Genomic DNA, 18,495 nt, shown 5'->3' with positions numbered 1-18,495 from the left:
CACAAAGGTTGGATTACATAAACCAACAGGATAACAATAAGCGTCCGAAGGGGGCCACTATGAAAATGATTAGTGCAATAATAAAGCCATTCAAACTTGATGATGTACGTGAAGCGTTGGCTGATTTAGGCATTGAGGGGATGACAGTTGTCGACGTTAAAGGCTTTGGCCGTCAACGTGGTCATACTGAACTATATCGTGGAGCTGAATACCAAGTCGATTTTATTCCAAAGATCAAACTTGAAATTGCAACGCGTAGCGAAAATTGTCAACGCGTCGTTGATACCATCACAAAAATTGCTTCAACAGGCAAAATCGGTGACGGCAAAATTTTCGTTTACGACCTAGACCAAATTGTTCGTATCCGAACGGGCGAACTAGACGAAGAAGCAATTTAAGGGGGATTTATGGAAAACACGATAGTAGAGTTGAAGTTCTCGCTCGACACATTTTACTTTTTAATGTCGGGTGTATTAGTCATGTGGATGGCAGCTGGTTTTGCCATGTTAGAAGCAGGTTTAGTTCGTGCAAAAAATACAACAGAAATACTAACTAAAAACGTTGCACTGTTCTCTATTGCTTGCACTATGTTCTTACTGGTGGGTTACAACATTATGTATGTTGATAACGCAGAAGGGGGTTTTGTTCCTTCGTTTGGTGCTTTAATTGGCACGCAAGCGTCAGATGCTAATCACTCTTTAGAGTCTGATTTTTTCTTCCAAGTGGTATTTGTTGCAACGGCGATGTCTATTGTATCGGGTGCCGTAGCTGAGCGTATGAAGCTATGGGCATTCTTAATCTTCGCGGTTATTTTAACTGGTTTTATCTACCCAATTGAAGGTTATTGGACATGGGGTGCCGGGTTCTTATCAGAAATGGGCTTTGTTGATTTCGCAGGTTCGGCCATTGTACATGGTGCAGGCGCTGCAGCAGCATTAGCAGGGGTTCTTTTCTTAGGCGCTCGTAAAGGTAAATACGGTAAAAACGGTGAAATTTACCCAATTCCAGGTTCAAACCTACCACTGGCAACACTGGGTACATTAATTCTGTGGATGGGGTGGTTTGGTTTTAACGGTGGTTCACAACTGCTGATCTCTGATGCTGAAAACGCCACCGCTGTAGGTAAAATTTTCCTTAATACAAATGCTGCCGCTGCCTGTGGTGCAATTGCCGCATTGGTTGTCTGTAAAGTGTTATGGGGTAAAGCCGATTTAACAATGGTGCTAAATGGTGCATTAGCAGGTCTTGTAACGATTACAGCTGAGCCAGCGTCACCTTCTCCATTGCTAGCATGTTTACTTGGTTTATTAGGTGGCTCACTTGTGGTGTTTAGCATTGTTGCACTTGATAAAGCGAAAATTGATGACCCAGTTGGCGCTATCTCGGTTCATGGTGTGTGTGGTGCATTAGGTATCATGTTAGTGCCTTTATCAAACTCAGATGCAACCTTTGTTAATCAGTTAATTGGTTTAGTGTGTATCTTAGGTTTTGTGTTCATTACGTCATCAATCGTATGGGCAATTCTGAAAAATACCATGGGTATCCGTGTTACCGAAGAAGAAGAATTAAGCGGTATGGATCAACATGACTGTGGTATTGATGCTTACCCTGAGTTTGTATCAGTTCGCAGTAACTAATTTTAATGCGTGTGCCCAGCGCACACGCTAAATAATATCATTGTGTGTTCAAATCAAAGCTCTACTATTGGTAGAGCTTTTTTGCGTTAAAAATAAGTGTTTTCTTATAGGCGAGAGGTGGTTTTATTGACTATGCTAATAACACTTAACTAAAAAGGGAAAAACATGGATAACAAACTGTTACTAATCATTTTATCGTTATTTTTACCGCCTGTTGCGGTATTTCTGAAAGCGGGCGTAGGTAAAGATTTAATCATCAATATTATTTTGTGTTTTATCTTTTTCATCCCCGCTGTCATTCACTCACTTTGGTTGTGTACACGCTAACCGAGTTTAAGTGACTGTTAATTTTGCAGGTGTTAGTATTGCGCTGTTATGCAAAATATAACCCTGTAAAATTAACTGACCAATAGCGAACTCAATGGCTGATAAAAAAACTCCTGCAAAAAAGTCGTCAGGTAAAAAAACGACGGCAACGAAACGTTCAACTGCAAAGCGTTCAAACGCATCTCAACCGACAACTAAAGTACGCGTGCTTCGAAAAATGTGGTCAATTTTTTGGAAGCTTTCGTTGGCTGTGGTCATTACCATGGTGCTTTATCTTATTTATTTAGATGCCAAAATTACCCGTCAGTTTGAAGGCAACAAATGGCAACTTCCCGCCCAAGTCTATGCGCGCGCAATGAGCTTTTACCCAGGACAGTTCTTGTCTCAACAAGAGGTTGTTTGGGAGTTAAATCGTTTAAATTATTCGTCAGTAAATAAACTAAGTCGTACAGGTCAGTATGTAAAATCTGCTAACACCATTAAAGTATATCGCCGTGAATTTGAGTTTTACGATGGCCTTGAAGAGGCTCATGTTATTGAGCTGCGTTTTTCTGGGCAAAAGTTAGCAACCATTAAAGATAAATTCGGTCGTCGTTTAAACACCGCGCGCCTAGAGCCGGTGCAAATTGCGCGCATTGGTAACGACTCAAAACAAGACCGTGAATTTGTCCCGCTAGATAAGTTTCCTGCGATGTTAAAAGACACGCTGCTGGTGGTCGAAGATCGTAATTTTTATCAACATCACGGTGTGTCTGTTTGGTCAATAATGCGCGCTTTATACAGTAATATTAAAGCGGGTAGAACCGTGCAGGGTGGCAGTACGCTGACTCAGCAATTAGCAAAAAATATATATTTAACGCGTGAGCGTTCATTAGTGCGTAAATTTAATGAAGCATTAATAGCACTGATTTTAGATTACCGTTACAGCAAAGATGAAATCCTCGAAGCGTATTTAAACGAAGTGTACTTAGGTCAGTCTTATAACCAAGGTGTACACGGTATGGGGCTTGCCGCTGATTTTTATTTTTCAAAGCCTGTCGATGAACTTGAGTACGACCAAATAGCGCTACTTGTTGCCATGGTAAAAGGCCCATCGTATTACAACCCTCGTCGTTACAGTGAACGCGCCATGGAAAGACGAGATTTAGTATTGCGCTTAATGGTGGAGAACAAACTCATTGATACGCGTGAATATCGCGCCGCTTTAAAGCGTCCAATCGACATTGCACCTATGAAAGACAGCCTGCAAAAGTCGTATCCAGGTTATTTAGAACTGGTTAATCGTGAACTAAAACGATTACTGCCCGATCAACAGGTATTAGATGCGGGTGTGCGAGTTTTTACCTATTTTGACCTTCAAAAACAAACGGCGATGGAAGAGTCGATAGAAGCAAGTCTGCCTTACTTAGAAAAACGCCCTAAAACAGAAGAACTTGAAGCTGCCATGATCTCTGTAAATGTTGAGAAGGGGGGAGTATCGGCACTCGTAGCAGGCCGAGATGTGCGTTACTTTGGCTTTAACCGTGTACTTGATACAAAACGTAATATTGGCTCGTTAGTGAAACCCGCCGTTTATTTAACGGCCTTTGAAAGCGGAAAATTTAATGTAGCAACCTTAGTGGATGATTCACCACTACAAGTAACAAATGAACAAGGGAAAGTGTGGCAGCCTGAAAACTTCGATAAGCAATTCCGAGGCCCAATGCCACTCTATAAAGCGTTTAGTAACAGTGTAAATATCCCAGCGGTCAATACGGGGTTAGATGTAGGTGTTGATAAAGTGGCTGACACACTGAAGCGCTTAGGCGTTGATGAACGTATCGAACAATATCCGTCACTGTTATTAGGGGCGTTAGAGCTTTCAAGTTTTGAAGTGGCTCAGCTTTACACAACGCTTGCGGCAGATGGGCAATATCGTGAGCTTACGTCTATCTCAGCGTTAACAGACTCGGTTGGTAAAGTACTTTATAAACATGATGTTGAATCGCAGAAGCGTTTTGATGATGCCTCTGTATACATGACAAAATATGCCATGAAGCGGGTAACAAAAGATGGCACTGCTAAACGTTTGAATGCCCACTTTCCATCTATTCAACTGGCTGGTAAAACGGGTACAAGTAACGATTTACGTGATAGCTGGTTTGCAGGCTTCGATCAAAATACAGTGACGGTGGCATGGATTGGTCGCGATGATAACAAGAGCACGGGGTTAACGGGCAGTGTTGGCGCACTTGAAGCCTATATTCGTTATCTTAAACCGCTCAATCCTGAAGCGATAGCTGACACGCGTCCAGCATCAGTTCGCTGGGCATTCATTAATGAAGAAACCGGACTACAAGCACCGCCAGGCTGCGGCAAAGTAGTGCAGTTACCAATTCGCGCCAGTGAGTTTGAACCACGGCCTCGTTGTATTAGAGATTAAAAGCCGATAAAAAAAGCCCCAGCATTTTTAATGCTGGGGCTTTTTAATTGTTTGTCATTGGCCATTATAATTTAGCGAAAGCTCGCTCTGCTGCTGCAATGGTGTCTGCAATTTCTTTTTCAGAATGCTCTGCACATACAAAGCCTGCCTCAAATGCAGAAGGTGCTAGGTATACGCCTTCATCAAGCATTAAGTGGAAGAACTTTTTAAAGCGCTCTAAATCACACTCTGTTGCTTGTTGGTAGCTGGTTACTTTCTCTTTATCAGTAAAGAAGAAACCATACATGCCGCCAGCATAATTGGTTGTTAGGGGAATGCCTGCTTTTTTCGCTGCTGCTTCAAAGCCGTCACATAACGCTTTGCTCTTAGCTTCAAGTTCATCATGTAAACCATCAACACTTAATAGCTCAAGCGATTTTAAGCCGGCAGCCATGGCTATTGGGTTACCTGATAAAGTACCTGCTTGGTAAACCGGACCAACGGGCGCGATATAATCCATGATTTCTTTTTTACCGCCAAAAGCACCCACTGGCATACCGCCACCAATAACTTTACCAAGGCAAGTAAGGTCTGGTTTGATGTTGTAATATGCTTGTGCGCCCCCTAAAGCAACACGGAAACCTGTCATCACTTCATCAAAAATAAGCACTGACTTGTACTCATCACACACCTCACGTAGACCTTCTAAAAAGCCTGGTACTGGTGGGATACAGTTCATGTTGCCAGCAACTGGTTCAACGATGATACAGGCAATCTCGTCGGCGTATTTGGCAAAAATGGCTTTTACTTCGTCTAAGTTATTAAACGACACCGTTAATGTGTGTTTAGCAAAATCCTCTGGAATGCCCGGTGAGTTAGGCACGCCCATAGTCAATGCACCTGAACCTGCTTTAACAAGCAGTGAATCAGCGTGACCGTGGTAACAGCCTTCAAACTTTAATATTTTGTCACGGCCAGTGAAGCCACGAGCAAGGCGAATCGCACTCATTGTTGCTTCAGTGCCTGAGCTCACCATACGTACTTTTTCGATTGATGGAACAAGCTCTTTTACTTTTTCGGCCATTAAGATTTCGGCTTCAGTGGGGGCTCCATAGCTTAAGCCATTTTCAACTGCGTCGAGTACTGCTTGTTTAATCGCTGGGTGATTATGCCCCATGATCATTGGGCCCCAAGAACCGACATAGTCAATGTAGCGGTTACCATCGGCGTCGAACGTAAACGGACCTTCGGCTTTGGTGATAAAAAGAGGGGTGCCGCCTACGCCATTAAATGCACGAACGGGTGAGTTAACACCGCCTGGGATTGATTCTTGCGCGCGATTAAAAAGATCTTGGCTAATTGTCATGAATAGTCCTATTTGGTTGTCACGTTAAATGAGAGGTTTGCAAGGGCTCAAGCGAGCCCTAAACGTAGATTATTAGCTGTTACGTTTACGGCTAAACCACGGTACGTTGACTTCATATTGCTCAACTTTGTCAGCAACATCTAAGGTCAGAGCAAACAAGGCCATGCGAATTAATACGCCGTTTTGAACTTGGCGGAAAATTGCAAGGTTATCGTTGCTGTTTAAATCGTTATCAAGCTCGTTTGCTTCTAAACGGCTGTCACGTGGGAGTGGGTGCATCAGTACTGAATTTGGCTTACAGTGTGTGTTGTAAATTGCTTGGCTGATACGGAAACCACCACGGTATTTGTTTGCTTCTTCTTGCGAAGGAAAGCGTTCTTCTTGGATGCGGGTTTGATAAACAATATCTGCCGCAAGGTTGCCTTCCATTTTGTCAACCAGTTGAATTTTATGACCCGCATTATCAACAGCATCTAAAACATAGTCTGGCATTTGTAAGCCGTCAGGCGCGACCATTGAAAATTTAATGTCTTTATAGTGGCACAGTAATTTAGATAACGAGTGAACAGTACGGCCATATTTTAAATCACCAACAAGGGCAATGTGCATACCGTCTATTGGTTGATTAAAACGCCCCAGTTCACGTTCGATAGTTAATAAATCGAGTAGTGCTTGAGTGGGGTGTTCATTAGGACCGTCACCGCCGTTAATGACAGGTACATCACAGCCTGTTGCAAACTCGGCTACCGAGCCTGCATCTGGGTGACGCATTGCAACGGCATCAGCATAAGCTGAAATAACACGTGCTGTGTCGTACAGTGATTCACCTTTGGCTAACGCTGAGCTTTGCATGCCCGTAGTTTCACGCACTAAACCACCGAGTAGATTAAAGGCGGTGCCAAAGCTGACACGTGTTCGCGTGCTTGGCTCGAAGAATAAATTAGCTAATATAGCGCCTTCTAACACATTGGTGCGCTTTTGCTTTTTAGCATAGGGCTCCATTTTCTTAGCAACTGCAAAAATACGTTCAATACAATCGCGATCAAGTTGATTGACCGACAGGATATTTTCACCTTGGAAACTTAACATGGGGCTTGTTCCTAATCACATTTATAAAGGCGCTGACACTCTGTATGGGAGGTCGCATAAATTTGCGCCGTACTATAGCAAATTTTTAGCGTACACAGCAGCAAATTATAAGCTAGGTTTAATAATTGCTAATGCGACAATCGCCAATAGAATCAGCACCGGAATTTCATTAAAAATGCGATAAAAACGATCGCTACGTGTGTTGCGATCATGCTTAAAATCAGCCAATAACTTAAAACAGTAGGCATGGTAGATATATAAGATAATAACGAGCACTAACTTATAGTGAAGCCACATGCTGTATTTGAACCATTCACGGCCATATTCAACAATTGTCAGTACCCCAAAAACCAGTGTTAATACCGCAAAAGGGGTAACGAATAACAGTAAGCGTCGCTCCATTACTTTTAACATTGAGTTACAGGCTTTTTCTTCGCTCATGGCGTGGTAAACAAATAATCGTGGTAAGTAGAAAATACCAGCGAACCAAGCAATCATAAAAAATACATGAAACGTTTTGTAAATTAATAGCGCACTCATTTATTGATCCATTTTAATTGTTATAACAGGCTATTGCGTATGGTCAGAATATGTCTAATTTGGTCCCAACGCAAAAGCCCCATAATTTGCTGATTATCAAGTAAGTTATATATATACACCGCACCGCTTCGTTTATCTTTAAGCAAGTCAAAGGCATCCGCGAGTGTGGCTTGGCTACTTAAACCTGCGAGACTGACATATTTAATATTACTGTTTTGATCTGACATCAAGCTCAAGTCATATTCTGCTAGGCGATAGCCATTTTCGTCATCGTGAACAATTAATGGTGTTTGACTGTCAATGGCATCGAGAGATGCTTTTATTTGTTCTTTATCATCGCTGTATAGCAGTTTGAAATGCTCATCCATTTCTTCCATCACACCCACTTTTTGCAACGCCTCGGTTGCTGGCGAAATTTGATATTCAAGTCCTTGGAAATCCAGTTGTTGCATAAAGATAGAGCGGTTACCAAAGAATTGCAGCGCGGTAACATACGCTGTTGAGATAACGAGCATGGCAGGCACAATAATCTCAGGACTTGAAGTTAGCTCCATCACGGTTGTAAGTGCGGCAAGCGGCGCATGTAAGGTGGCCGCAAGTAAGCCTGCCATTCCAAGCATGCTGTAAGTACCTGCAATATCAACCCCAGGGCTAATAAACTGCGCAAAAAATGCCATTAACGTGCCCATAAGTACGCCTAATCCAATCACGGGGCCAATAATACCACCGGGTATCCCCAAGCCAATAGCAAATAAAGTTGCTAATAGCTTGGCAATTAAAATGGTCGTCAAAAACTGCACATCATCGGGTGATTCAATGGCAATGGTAATTGCACTCATACCAGAGCCCATCGCATGCGGCACCATGTAGGCAATTAAACCTGCAATTAACCCTGCAAGTAATAAACGTGGAAACATGCTTAATGGTTTAAAAGTGCGAATGATCAACATTAAGTTTTGATTAAACGCATACGCAACTGCTCCCAGCGCCATACCAAATAAGATTAAAAATGGGTAATGCCAGCCACTGAGTGGGTTCATGGTAATAAGCGCCAGTTCAGATGCATCACCAAACACAAATTGGGTGGCGAGTGCGCCTGTCACCGCGGCAAGCATAATTGGCACAAATATGTGTACTTTGTATTCCCTAAGTACGACTTCCATTACAAAGATTACCGCAGCAAGTGGGGTATTGAATGAGGCTGCGATACCCGCTGCAACACCGCAGCCAGTCAGGGTTCTCATGGCATTGTGGGGTAAATGCAATTTATCGGCAAGCAAACTTGCACCCGTTGCTCCCATGTGGACAGAAGGACCTTCACGACCCACCGAAAAACCACTAATTAACGCCAACGCTCCACCAACAAATTGGTTAACGGTGTTGTACAGTGGCATTTGGCCATAATGCTTTTTGATTCGGTGAATTACAAAGGGGATCCCTAAACGGTAGTGTTTAAAACCCGTTAATGCGGCAAATAAAGCAATTAATAAGGCGGCGCCGACAGGGAGTAATACACGTTCAAGTGTGGGAAGAGTCGTAAAGTCGTCAGGTTTTTCTAAAAATAAGCTTTGGAAAAACATGATCGTGAGGCGAAATAATATGATCAACACTGCCGCAATTAGTCCCGCACTTACACCAAGTAAGCACAATTGCACAGATGTTTTAGGCTTTGCTAATCGACGCCTTAGCCTTTCAAGCCACATGCATTCTTCCTCACAGCACTTTTGAGCCTGAAGTTTAGCAAATCAAACTCGCTAAGTCGTTGGGATTTTATAAATTTATCTAGTTTTTGGGTAAATTTGACTGTTTTATGTTGTCTTTGTCTAGCTGCCTTTTTAATTCGGGTAGCCGTGCTTTAATTGCTTTTGAGAGTTCAGGTATCAGCGCTGCGTGTTTTTTATTTATCACGGTATTGACTGCTAACTGACGTAATACGATTACGTGAAATTCTTTTTTTAAAGAGGCAAGTTCATTTTCAAGTGCGGGATACAGAATATAATTTATTCGTTTTTTTCTTAATAAATCAAGGCTGTGATTGAGCGCTTCGTTGTGCGTAATACGCGCTTTAATATCAAACTCACTTAAAAGCTCAGTATTGCCAGTGGTGCTGATAATATTCTTGCTAGGATCGTACAATATTTCTCGACTGCAAGGTAACGTTTGTCGGCATAATAATACAATGTTTATCACGCTGAGACTTGGCTCTACGACAACGACATTTTCAAACTCTTTAATAATACTTTTAGCTCTGACAACGTCTGCATCAATGATCCCCGCGTTGAGCAACAAAAGCCCTCTTCGTGCTGGGGTTGCTTGTATTTGGGTTTTAATGCCAATGTCATCATATATTTGGCTAATGAACTCATTAAACGGTGAGATACTCGGTATGTCTATATAGGTTAATAGCAGCTTTTTTGGTTTTGTGTAGACCATCGTTTCGAGGTTATTGATGCTAAATAACGATTGTAACCGCGTGGCTTTTTCGCGGTTTTCAGGCGCATTACGAATGCCTATCACTAAAGGGGAATCGACAAACTGGCTAACAATATGGGGTTTAGACACATTTTTCTGCGTGGCAAAGTAGTTGAATACTTCAGGGGCTGCAATGGCAAAGTTTATTTGGTTTGTCTGAAGTAAGTGAAAAAGCTCTTCATCATTTGCGGCACGAATAATACTGCTTTCGTAAGCTTGAATGACTTTTTCAACTTCATCAGGGTAAATATAAGCACCAACGATACCCACTTTACTTTCATTAAAAAGTTGCTCAATGCTTTCAAAGTGTTGCACGCTACTTTGGCTGGTCATCACAGCAAGTTGTGAAGTTAAAATGGGGGATGAAGCAATAAACCCTGCTTGTATCTCAGAAAGCCACGCGGGATAGTAACCTAGATACCCCGGTTGCTCTGCTTTTTTTAGTGCATCTTGCCACGGTAAATATTCCACGCTTAGCGCTATCCCTTCTGCGGCAAGTGAGTCTCTTAATAAGGCGATTGCATCTCCGCCATTGGCCATTTTACTGCTCGCATAAGGTGGCCATTCTAACGAGATTATTTTCCATGTTTGTTGCTCATTAGCGCTCGTGAAAGCAGCATGAAATATGCAAAGCAGAAATAGAATGACAGATAAATAGGGTGCGCGCATGGAAAATATTTATTATTAATCGTTTAATAAGTATACGCAAAAAAACACGTTGCAGACATTTTATCTTTTTAATTATTCATTTGTACTGGGGTATGCTTTCATGGCTACTGCGTTTTTGTTTATACATGCGCTCATCGGCTTTATGAAGTAGTTCATCAAGTGATTTAGCATCATCAGGATAGATGGCATAGCCAACGCTCGTGGCAATATTTAAATAGCCAACTTCAGAGGCGATAGGAGCCGAAATAGCATTGATAAACCGTGTAAGTGCCCGTTTCACTTGGCTAAGGTTTTCGATATCGGTTATGACAACAACAAACTCATCGCCACCAATACGCGCGACACAATCTGTTTTACGAGCCGTATCTTGTAATCGTTTGGCTACTTCAACAAGAACAAAGTCACCCATTAAATGGCCGTGGGTATCATTAATAGGTTTAAACTTATCTAAGTCAAAGTATAAACATCCCACCTTTGCCCCGGTGCGTTCACTGCGATCAAATTCGTGTTTTATGAACTTACTGAGAGCATTTCGATTAGCAAGGCCTGTTAAATGATCTGTTTGTGCTAACTGCCTTATTTTCTTCTCTGCCATGACCCGTTTAGTAATGTCAAAGTTAACCCCAATCATACGGTTGCCATAAATACGTCCATCGGCATTTAGGTAACGAGTTTGCCCAGAGGGTAATACTATTTGAAACTCAGCATGAAACTCTTCGTTGTTTAATAGAGCAAGCTTGAGTTTATTGGTAACTCGCTCATATTCATCAGGGTGCAGAGTATTAGCCCATGTTGCGTAATCGCCTTTAAACTGTGACTTGGGTATTTCGAACAGGGTATGCATCCAGTCATCCCAAATTAATTCGTTGCTTTCAAAGTTCCACTCCCAAATACCAATGTGCGCTGCATCGGCAGCCATCGACATGCGTTGATGCAAGTTTTCAAGTTCTGTTTTGGCTTGTTTTAGCTCTGTCACGTCTTCTGACACATCGAGTAAATATCGTGCTTTTCCATTACTGTCTTTAATAGCCAGTTTACGAGTACGTAAGTAATGTGTTTTACCGTCAACCGTTACTGGCTTTTCATCTAATGTGATTATTCCGTCTTTATTAAGCACGTCTCGGTCTGTTTGGGCAAAGTTTGCAGCTTCGTCATTACTAAAAATATCAAAATCATTCAGACCTATTAATTGCTCTTTACGTCTGCCAAGCAGTTCTTCGCCAGCTTTATTTACATGGCTAAAACTTAAATGCTCAGCTTCTTTTACAAACAGCATGATGGGCAAGTTATCAAAAATGGTTTGTGTGAATGCTTCCTGATTTTGGATGTCACTTAAATCTTTAATCGTGGCGACATAAGGGCCTTTTTCTTGTTTGCCTATCGAGCTGATTGTGAGTGTGATGGGAAACAACTGTTTATTTGCTCTTTGTCCTTTTAACAGTCGACTTTTACTTTTTTTTGCGTTTGGTATGTTAAGTTGAGAGCCGTTAAATATATCGCTGAGTTCAGCTGATTTTTCAGGGATAAGAAGGTGAATATGTTTACCAATTAAATCATCGGACCGGTAGCCAAATACAGGTAACACGGCTGGATTCGCAAATTCTATAATTCCCGTGCTATTAAAGCTTATAACGACATCTTGAACAGTGTTAAGCACGGCTTTGAGTTTGGCGGATAATAAACTTCGGGCTCTTAATTCAACAATCCCCAGCACAAAAAGACTCAACGCTAATAAAACAGTCATCACAAGTTGTGCAAGGGTGGAGTTGTCGTGTGTGTTTATATATACGGTGTGCTCTGTTTCAAATACAGACATCGAAATCATACCAATATAATGCATGCCCGAAATAGCACTGCCCATTATAATTGCGCCAAGCAGATTAATGCGGGTGTGATGAATGCCTCGAGATTGTCTCAAATCGTTAATTTTTAAAGCAATACCCGAAAGAACAATGGCAACCAAAATAGACAAAGAGAATAACCAAGGCTCATAAGCCATATGAGCTGGCATCATCATGGCCATCATGCCAACAAAATGCATACAGCCGATCCCAGCCCCCATTAAAATACTTCTGAATATGAGTCTTCGACCGTGGCTAAGTGCTGGTGACAATACAATGTAGCTTGCAAATACACTGGGTAGTACCGAGAGTAAAGTAATGGTGGTGTTGTATTCAATGGCAATGGGGAGGGTATAAGCCAGCATACCAACAAAGTGCATGCCCCAAATGCCAATCCCTAAAAAGCAGGAAGCCAGTATTGTCCATATTAAGCTTTCGTTTTTTAAGTGTGAGCTTTTAATGCGACTAGATAGTAAAAAAGACACATACGATGCGAACACCGCAGTAAGTATCGAGGCAAAAACCAATAAACCATCATAGCTTGCGGGGATAACCGGTGCGCTATCTATATTGGCATTAATAAAATGGAGCCTTAAATGATCTATCACTATGATGATCCCTCATCGTTAAACTTTGCTTAATTCAAAAGTAGTACAAATAAACATTAGCTCAATGCTAATGGGTTGGCCAATTCGGTCTCGTAAAATATGATGACTTTGTGGCGATACTTGATTAAAACACTCGGGTATTAGATAATCGTCATATCATAGGTTTTGAGGGTTTTGGTATGTCAGATGAGTTGCCAATAAAGTTCAGCGATGCAGCAGCTGTTCGTGTTAAACAGTTAATCGAAGAAGAAGAGAATCCAGATCTAAAATTACGTGTTTATGTAACAGGTGGTGGTTGTTCGGGTTTCCAATATGGTTTTACTTTTGATGAAAAAGCCAACCCTGGCGATTTAGAAATTGTAAAAAACGGGGTGACCTTAGTTGTTGATCCAATGAGTATTCAATACCTTGTTGATGGCACAGTGGATTACACTGAAGGCCTTGAGGGAGCACGCTTTTTTGTCAACAACCCCAACGCAACAACAACCTGCGGTTGCGGCGCTAGCTTCAGCGTTTAAAAAATAATTTGAAAAAAGCCACTTGATGTGGCTTTTTTATTGCTTACACTTCCTAATTACCCCAGCCTAACTATACTTACGCATCATTAGAAGGAATTTTGCGTTGCTAAATCTAAGAACAGCACTCGAAAAGAAACCTTATATTTTAGCTATTTTTATTGTACTTGTGATTGTACTTTGGATGCTTTCTGGCATGACTGAGTCACCGGAAGTCGATGATGAAAATAATCACCAAGTTACAAATTCAGACCGAATTGCCAAAGTACAGGTGGTGCGGTTAACCGCACAAAATATAAATAAAAACCTTACTTTTTATGGTAAATCAGAGCCAGATAAAACTGCCAATATTAGTGCCAGACAAGCAGGCCAAGTAACTGAAATTTTGGTTGAAGAGGGGCAGTTTGTAAAACAAAATGAGATTATCTTACGGCTTGATAAATCAGATTTAAAAGCTCAAATAACCTCGGCCAAAGCGCTGGTTGCTCAATATGAAACTGAATATGAAGGCGCATTAAAACTGAATCAGCAAGGGCTGCAAAATAAAGTACAAACGATGCGTGCTCAAGCATTATTGCAACAAGCTAAAGCGGCGCTTGCGAGTTTAGAGCTGATGTATCAGCGCACAGATATTCGAGCGGCATTTGATGGTGTGATCAACAAACGCTTAGTGCAAATCGGTGATTATGTTGGCATTGGTGACCCAATTCTGCAATTGGTTGACCTAGACCCTCTGATAGTGAGAGCCGATGCGACACAAAAAGAAATTCAAGGTTTACAGGTCGGTCAAGCCACGTTTGCTCATGTTCTTAATGATAAAACCTACCCAGGAAAAATTCGTTATATCGCCTCCGTCGCAGATGAAAGCACAAATACATTCAGAGTGGAGGCTGCATTTGCGAACCCAGGTATGCACTACAAAGCCGGGTTTTCAACACAATTAAATATCGAGTTACCCGCAGAACCTGCCATGCTTTTAAGCCCTGCTTTTATGGCATTGGATGAGCAAGGCAATATCGGGGTAAAAATAGTCAATGATGATACTAGGGTAGAATTTAAATCGGTAAATTTAGCAAAAACTACCGAAGAAGGTGTGTGGTTGTGGGGCCTAGGTGAGCAAGCAAATGTGATAACTTTAGGGCAGGGCTTTGTCAGAGCAGGAGATAAAGTTGAGCCAGTATTTGCTGAGGTAGCGAGCAAGTAAGTATGAAAAACTTAATTGAGGCGTCGTTAACTCATACCCGCACGGTATTATCTATTTTTATTCTATTGTTGATATCGGGATGGGTGACTTATCAAACCATTCCAAAAGAAGCCAATCCAGATGTCACCATTCCTTTTATATATGTTTCGATTATTCATGATGGCATTTCGCCAGAAGATGCCGAGCGTCTGCTTGTAAGGCCTATGGAGATAGAGCTTCGCTCAATCGAAGGGGTTAAAGAGATGACAGCCGTGGCAAGCGAAGGCCATGCTTCGGTCACACTTGAGTTTCTTGCCGGTATGGACCCTAAAGAAGCGTTGGCAGATGTACGCGATAAAGTGAGTTTGGCAAAAGCGAAGTTACCCTCTGAATCAGAAGAGCCAGAAGTACATGAAATACTGATGGAAGATCAGCAACCAACCATTACTTTAACGTTGTCAGGTAATTCGCCAGAGCGAGGGTTACTCACATTAGCGCGAAACCTTAAAGATGAGCTTGAAAGTATTTCTAGTGTCCTTGAGGTCGATGTCGGTGGTGACCGAGAAGACATGGTTGAAATTGAAGTTGACCCATTAGCCATGATTTCATATGGGCTAGAACCAAGCGATATAATTCAACTGCTGTCGAATAATAACCGTTTGGTCGCAGCAGGAACCCTCGATACAGGCAAAGGTCGTTTTGCGGTAAAAATACCGTCGGTTTTCGAAACGATTCAAGATGTAATGGAGCAACCTGTCAAAGTCGTGGGTGACCGCGTTGTGCGCTTTATGGATGTCGCAAAAATTCGCAGAGCCTATAAAGATCCAACCTCAATAGCGCGGATTAATGGTCAACAGGCTGTTTCGTTAGAAGTTAAAAAGCGCGCAGGTGAAAATATTATTGATACCGTTGAGCAAGTTAAACATGTGGTTAATGAAGCTCAAAAGCGTTGGCCTGAGCATGTTCGTGTGGACTACACCGGTGATATGTCGAAAGACGTTAAAATGATGCTGTCAGATTTGCAAAACAACGTGCTTTCGGCCGTTTTGCTGGTGGTGATTGTTATTGTGGCTGTACTAGGTGCTCGTACCGCTTTTTTAGTTGGCATTGCTATCCCCGGTTCATTCCTCACCGGGATTTTGGTTATCTCCATGTTTGGCTTAACGGTAAATATTGTGGTGCTATTTGCACTTATTATGGCCGTGGGGATGCTGGTTGATGGTGCGATTGTGGTTAGTGAGTTTGCTGATCGGGAAATGAGTGAAGGAAAACCTCGCAAAATAGCCTACCGTCATGCAGCCGAGCGAATGGCTTGGCCTATTATCGCGTCAACAGCCACAACCTTAGCTGCATTTGCGCCATTGATTTTCTGGCCGGGAATGATGGGCGAGTTTATGAAATACTTACCAATTACATTAATTGCTACGTTATCGGCATCACTGTTAATGGCCCTTGTATTTGTTCCTACTATTGGCGGCTTAATTGGTAAAACGAGGCCATTATCTGCACAGCAAAAACTTGACTTGGCACTGGCTGAATCGGGCGATTTAACGCAAATAAAAGGGTTGCTTGGGCGTTATATCCGAATGCTTGACTTTGCTACGCAGCGACCGTGGTGGAGCTTAACTGCTGCGATTATATTCTCTGTTTTGGTGTTTTTTACTTTTGCCGTATCAAAATTAGGGGTTGAGTTTTTCCCCGATGTTGAACCTAATGGCGTCAATATTAAGGTGCGTTCGTACAGCGATTTATCTATTTATGAAAAAGATGTGATCATGAAAGAGATAGAATCAAGGATCTTAGAAGTCCCAGGTATAAAAACCTTGTATGCAAGGACTGGGGGCAAAGATCAGGTGGGGACGTTCAGAATGAATCTTAAAGAGTGGGATGAACGACCGCCAGCCGAGAATATTATTAGCCAAGTAACGGAAATAACAGCCGGTTTCGCAGGTGTTGAAATTGAACTACGCAAGGATGAAAACGGGCCCGGTGGCGGCAAAGCACTGAGTATTGAGCTAAGTTCAAAGTTTGTAGACGTATTAAATAGCGAGGCAAAAAGAGTGCGGCAAGCGATTGAAGATGACGGGGCGTTTCGTAATGTAGACGATACAGCGTCTAAGCCGGGGATTGAGTGGCAGCTTAAGCTCAATCGCTCAGATGCAGCGCGCTTTGGTGCCGATGCAAGTATGTTAGGTGCGAATGTGCAGCTTATTACAAATGGTTTGAAGCTCGGCGAGTACCGACCAGATGATGTCGATGATGAAATTGATATTCGAGTTCGTTTTCCTCACGATAAACGAGATTTAGGCCGCTTAGAAACGTTACGTGTCAAAACCATACACGGACAAGTGCCGATTAGTCATTTTGTTGAGCGCCAAGCCGCTCCTAAAGTTGATACAATTCGCCGAGTTGATTCACAGCGAGTAGTTACCGTTAATGCCGACATGAAGCCAGGTGAGCAGCTTGCCAAAGCGCTGCCACGCTTACAGGCGCAATTAGAAGAGCAAGGTCTCGACCCGCGAGTAAAAATTAAAGTGCGGGGTGAAACTGAAGATCAAGATGAGTCAGAGCTTTTTCTTGAGCAAGCATTTGTAGTTGCTTTGTTCGTGATGGGGATTATTTTAGTTACTCAGTTCAATAGTTTCTATCAGGCATTTTTAATTTTAAGTGCCGTGTTATTCTCAACTGTTGGTGTATTCTTAGGTTTAATTGTACTTCAACAGCCCTTTGGTATTGTTATGTCGGGTATTGGTGTAATTTCACTGGCAGGGATTGTCGTTAATAATAATATTGTGCTGATTGACACTTATAACGTGTTGCGTCAGCAGGGCTTGGCTGCAAAAGATGCAATCCTCAGAACAGGGGCACAGCGTTTACGGCCCGTACTGCTTACTACCGTTACGACAATTCTTGGCTTAATGCCGATGGTGCTACAGGTCAACATTGACTTATTTAATCGCCAAATCGACTTTGGGGCACCTTCTACGCAGTGGTGGGTGCAATTAGCAACGGCCGTAGCGGGCGGGTTAACATTTGCAACAGTTTTAACGCTGGTGTTAACACCCTGCTTGCTTATGCTACGAGATCGCGCGCGCTAGTTAATAGAAAGTGACCCTAGTGTTGGGTCACTTTAATCATTAGTAAGAAAAAGCCTAAAACCACTCCAGATATGATCAAAATATAGACGAACCCTTTTTTGCCTTGCTTAATTGGTACACGATTTTGTTTTAAAAAAAGGTACCACGCTACACAGAGTACAATTGGCAACAAAAATAATATACGAAACATTTCCTAGCCTTTTTCAGTATTTACATACACTTTAAGCATAAGTATGCAATTTTTAAAGTTATATTTTCAATTTTACAAGGTTCCAATTGAACGATTTTTTGGTACAGTTAAGCAACTAATAATAGAGCTTGTGCTTTAATTTTAGCTTAAACTTAGACTTGTTAACAAAAACGGTCTATACCTAAAAAGTGGACATTTGTATAATTAACCGTTCACAGAAAAAGTTATTAGTATATAATGTATCCAAGAGTGAGACGGGCAAAATTTCGCTCTAAATTTATTAACTTGAATCATCTAGTAGGAGATGTATTTTATGATGGGTAAAACAGTTTCTTCTGAAGAAAACTCAAAATTAACAAAATGGTTAAAAACTAAACGCCATGAGAAAGGCCATACAATGCGCAGCCTAGCACAGGTTTTAGGTACGCCGCATTCGTTCATTGGTAAAATTGAAAACCAAGAACGTCGTTTAGATGTAATCGAATTTATGCGCTATTGTGATGCGCTAGAAGTGGACCCATACGAAGGTCTTAACTTACTTAAAGAAGCTTAATTATTC

At 41.9% G+C, this 18,495-nt stretch carries 14 protein-coding genes; 8 read left to right on the top strand and 6 right to left on the bottom strand.

All coding sequences use genetic code 11. The annotated features are described in order from the left end of the window. Positions 1 to 59: 59 nt before the first annotated feature. The 4 genes from BM378_RS09450 (at position 60) to mrcB (ending at position 4,386) form a co-directional block, all read left to right on the top strand. Positions 60 to 398 (top strand): P-II family nitrogen regulator, encoded by a 339-nt coding sequence (locus BM378_RS09450; RefSeq protein WP_036966429.1) that lies wholly within the window; start codon positions 60 to 62, stop codon positions 396 to 398. Positions 399 to 407: 9 nt separating this feature from the next. Continuing rightward, on the top strand, positions 408 to 1,637 hold the full coding sequence (locus tag BM378_RS09445) for an ammonium transporter (RefSeq protein ID WP_036966432.1): 1,230 nt from the start codon (positions 408 to 410) through the stop codon (positions 1,635 to 1,637). Between the two features lie 165 nt (positions 1,638 to 1,802). Then, positions 1,803 to 1,964 carry a YqaE/Pmp3 family membrane protein gene (locus BM378_RS09440; RefSeq protein WP_074989046.1) on the top strand — a complete coding sequence of 54 codons (162 nt, stop codon included), beginning with the start codon at positions 1,803 to 1,805 and terminating at the stop codon, positions 1,962 to 1,964. 94 nt (positions 1,965 to 2,058) lie between these two features. Further along, the gene (mrcB, locus tag BM378_RS09435) at positions 2,059 to 4,386 is read left to right on the top strand and encodes a penicillin-binding protein 1B (RefSeq protein ID WP_036966435.1); all 2,328 of its coding nucleotides are present in this window, start codon (positions 2,059 to 2,061) and stop codon (positions 4,384 to 4,386) included. A 64-nt stretch (positions 4,387 to 4,450) separates the two neighbouring features. Here mrcB and hemL read toward each other — a convergent pair whose 3' ends face one another. From hemL to BM378_RS09405, 6 genes are all read right to left on the bottom strand, one after another. Then, positions 4,451 to 5,731 carry a glutamate-1-semialdehyde 2,1-aminomutase gene (gene hemL, locus BM378_RS09430; RefSeq protein WP_036966438.1) on the bottom strand — a complete coding sequence of 427 codons (1,281 nt, stop codon included), beginning with the start codon at positions 5,729 to 5,731 and terminating at the stop codon, positions 4,451 to 4,453. Positions 5,732 to 5,803: 72 nt separating this feature from the next. Further along, the gene (locus BM378_RS09425; RefSeq protein ID WP_036966441.1) at positions 5,804 to 6,820 is read right to left on the bottom strand and encodes an aspartate carbamoyltransferase; all 1,017 of its coding nucleotides are present in this window, start codon (positions 6,818 to 6,820) and stop codon (positions 5,804 to 5,806) included. Between the two features lie 105 nt (positions 6,821 to 6,925). After that, on the bottom strand, positions 6,926 to 7,360 hold the full coding sequence (locus BM378_RS09420) for a CopD family protein (protein WP_036966443.1): 435 nt from the start codon (positions 7,358 to 7,360) through the stop codon (positions 6,926 to 6,928). Positions 7,361 to 7,380: 20 nt separating this feature from the next. Further along, entirely contained in the window at positions 7,381 to 9,063 is a 1,683-nt protein-coding gene (locus BM378_RS09415; RefSeq protein ID WP_036966445.1) for a chloride channel protein, read from the bottom strand. A 79-nt stretch (positions 9,064 to 9,142) separates the two neighbouring features. Continuing rightward, positions 9,143 to 10,372 (bottom strand): transporter substrate-binding domain-containing protein, encoded by a 1,230-nt coding sequence (locus tag BM378_RS09410; protein WP_177222582.1) that lies wholly within the window; start codon positions 10,370 to 10,372, stop codon positions 9,143 to 9,145. Positions 10,373 to 10,577: 205 nt separating this feature from the next. Beyond that, positions 10,578 to 12,950, bottom strand: a complete 2,373-nt coding sequence (locus BM378_RS09405; protein ID WP_083422896.1) for a diguanylate cyclase domain-containing protein — start codon at positions 12,948 to 12,950, stop codon at positions 10,578 to 10,580. A gap of 179 nt (positions 12,951 to 13,129) precedes the next feature. Here BM378_RS09405 and erpA point away from each other — a divergent pair, with 179 nt between their 5' ends. The 4 genes from erpA to BM378_RS09385 all read left to right on the top strand — a co-directional run bounded on the left by erpA (position 13,130) and on the right by BM378_RS09385 (position 18,489). Beyond that, on the top strand, positions 13,130 to 13,468 hold the full coding sequence (gene erpA / locus BM378_RS09400) for an iron-sulfur cluster insertion protein ErpA (protein WP_036966451.1): 339 nt from the start codon (positions 13,130 to 13,132) through the stop codon (positions 13,466 to 13,468). 103 nt (positions 13,469 to 13,571) lie between these two features. Further along, the gene (locus tag BM378_RS09395) at positions 13,572 to 14,669 is read left to right on the top strand and encodes an efflux RND transporter periplasmic adaptor subunit (protein WP_074989044.1); all 1,098 of its coding nucleotides are present in this window, start codon (positions 13,572 to 13,574) and stop codon (positions 14,667 to 14,669) included. Between the two features lie 2 nt (positions 14,670 to 14,671). Further along, a complete protein-coding gene (locus BM378_RS09390) occupies positions 14,672 to 17,746 on the top strand; it encodes an efflux RND transporter permease subunit (protein WP_065978657.1) in 3,075 nt (1,024 codons plus the stop codon). 503 nt (positions 17,747 to 18,249) lie between these two features. Beyond that, positions 18,250 to 18,489, top strand: a complete 240-nt coding sequence (locus BM378_RS09385) for a helix-turn-helix domain-containing protein (protein ID WP_036966461.1) — start codon at positions 18,250 to 18,252, stop codon at positions 18,487 to 18,489. Positions 18,490 to 18,495: the final 6 nt, after the last annotated feature.

The sequence above is a fragment of the Pseudoalteromonas lipolytica genome, assembly GCF_900116435.1.
Taxonomy (GTDB): Bacteria; Pseudomonadota; Gammaproteobacteria; order Enterobacterales; family Alteromonadaceae; genus Pseudoalteromonas; species Pseudoalteromonas lipolytica.
This window is presented reverse-complemented; position numbering and strand designations above follow the sequence as displayed.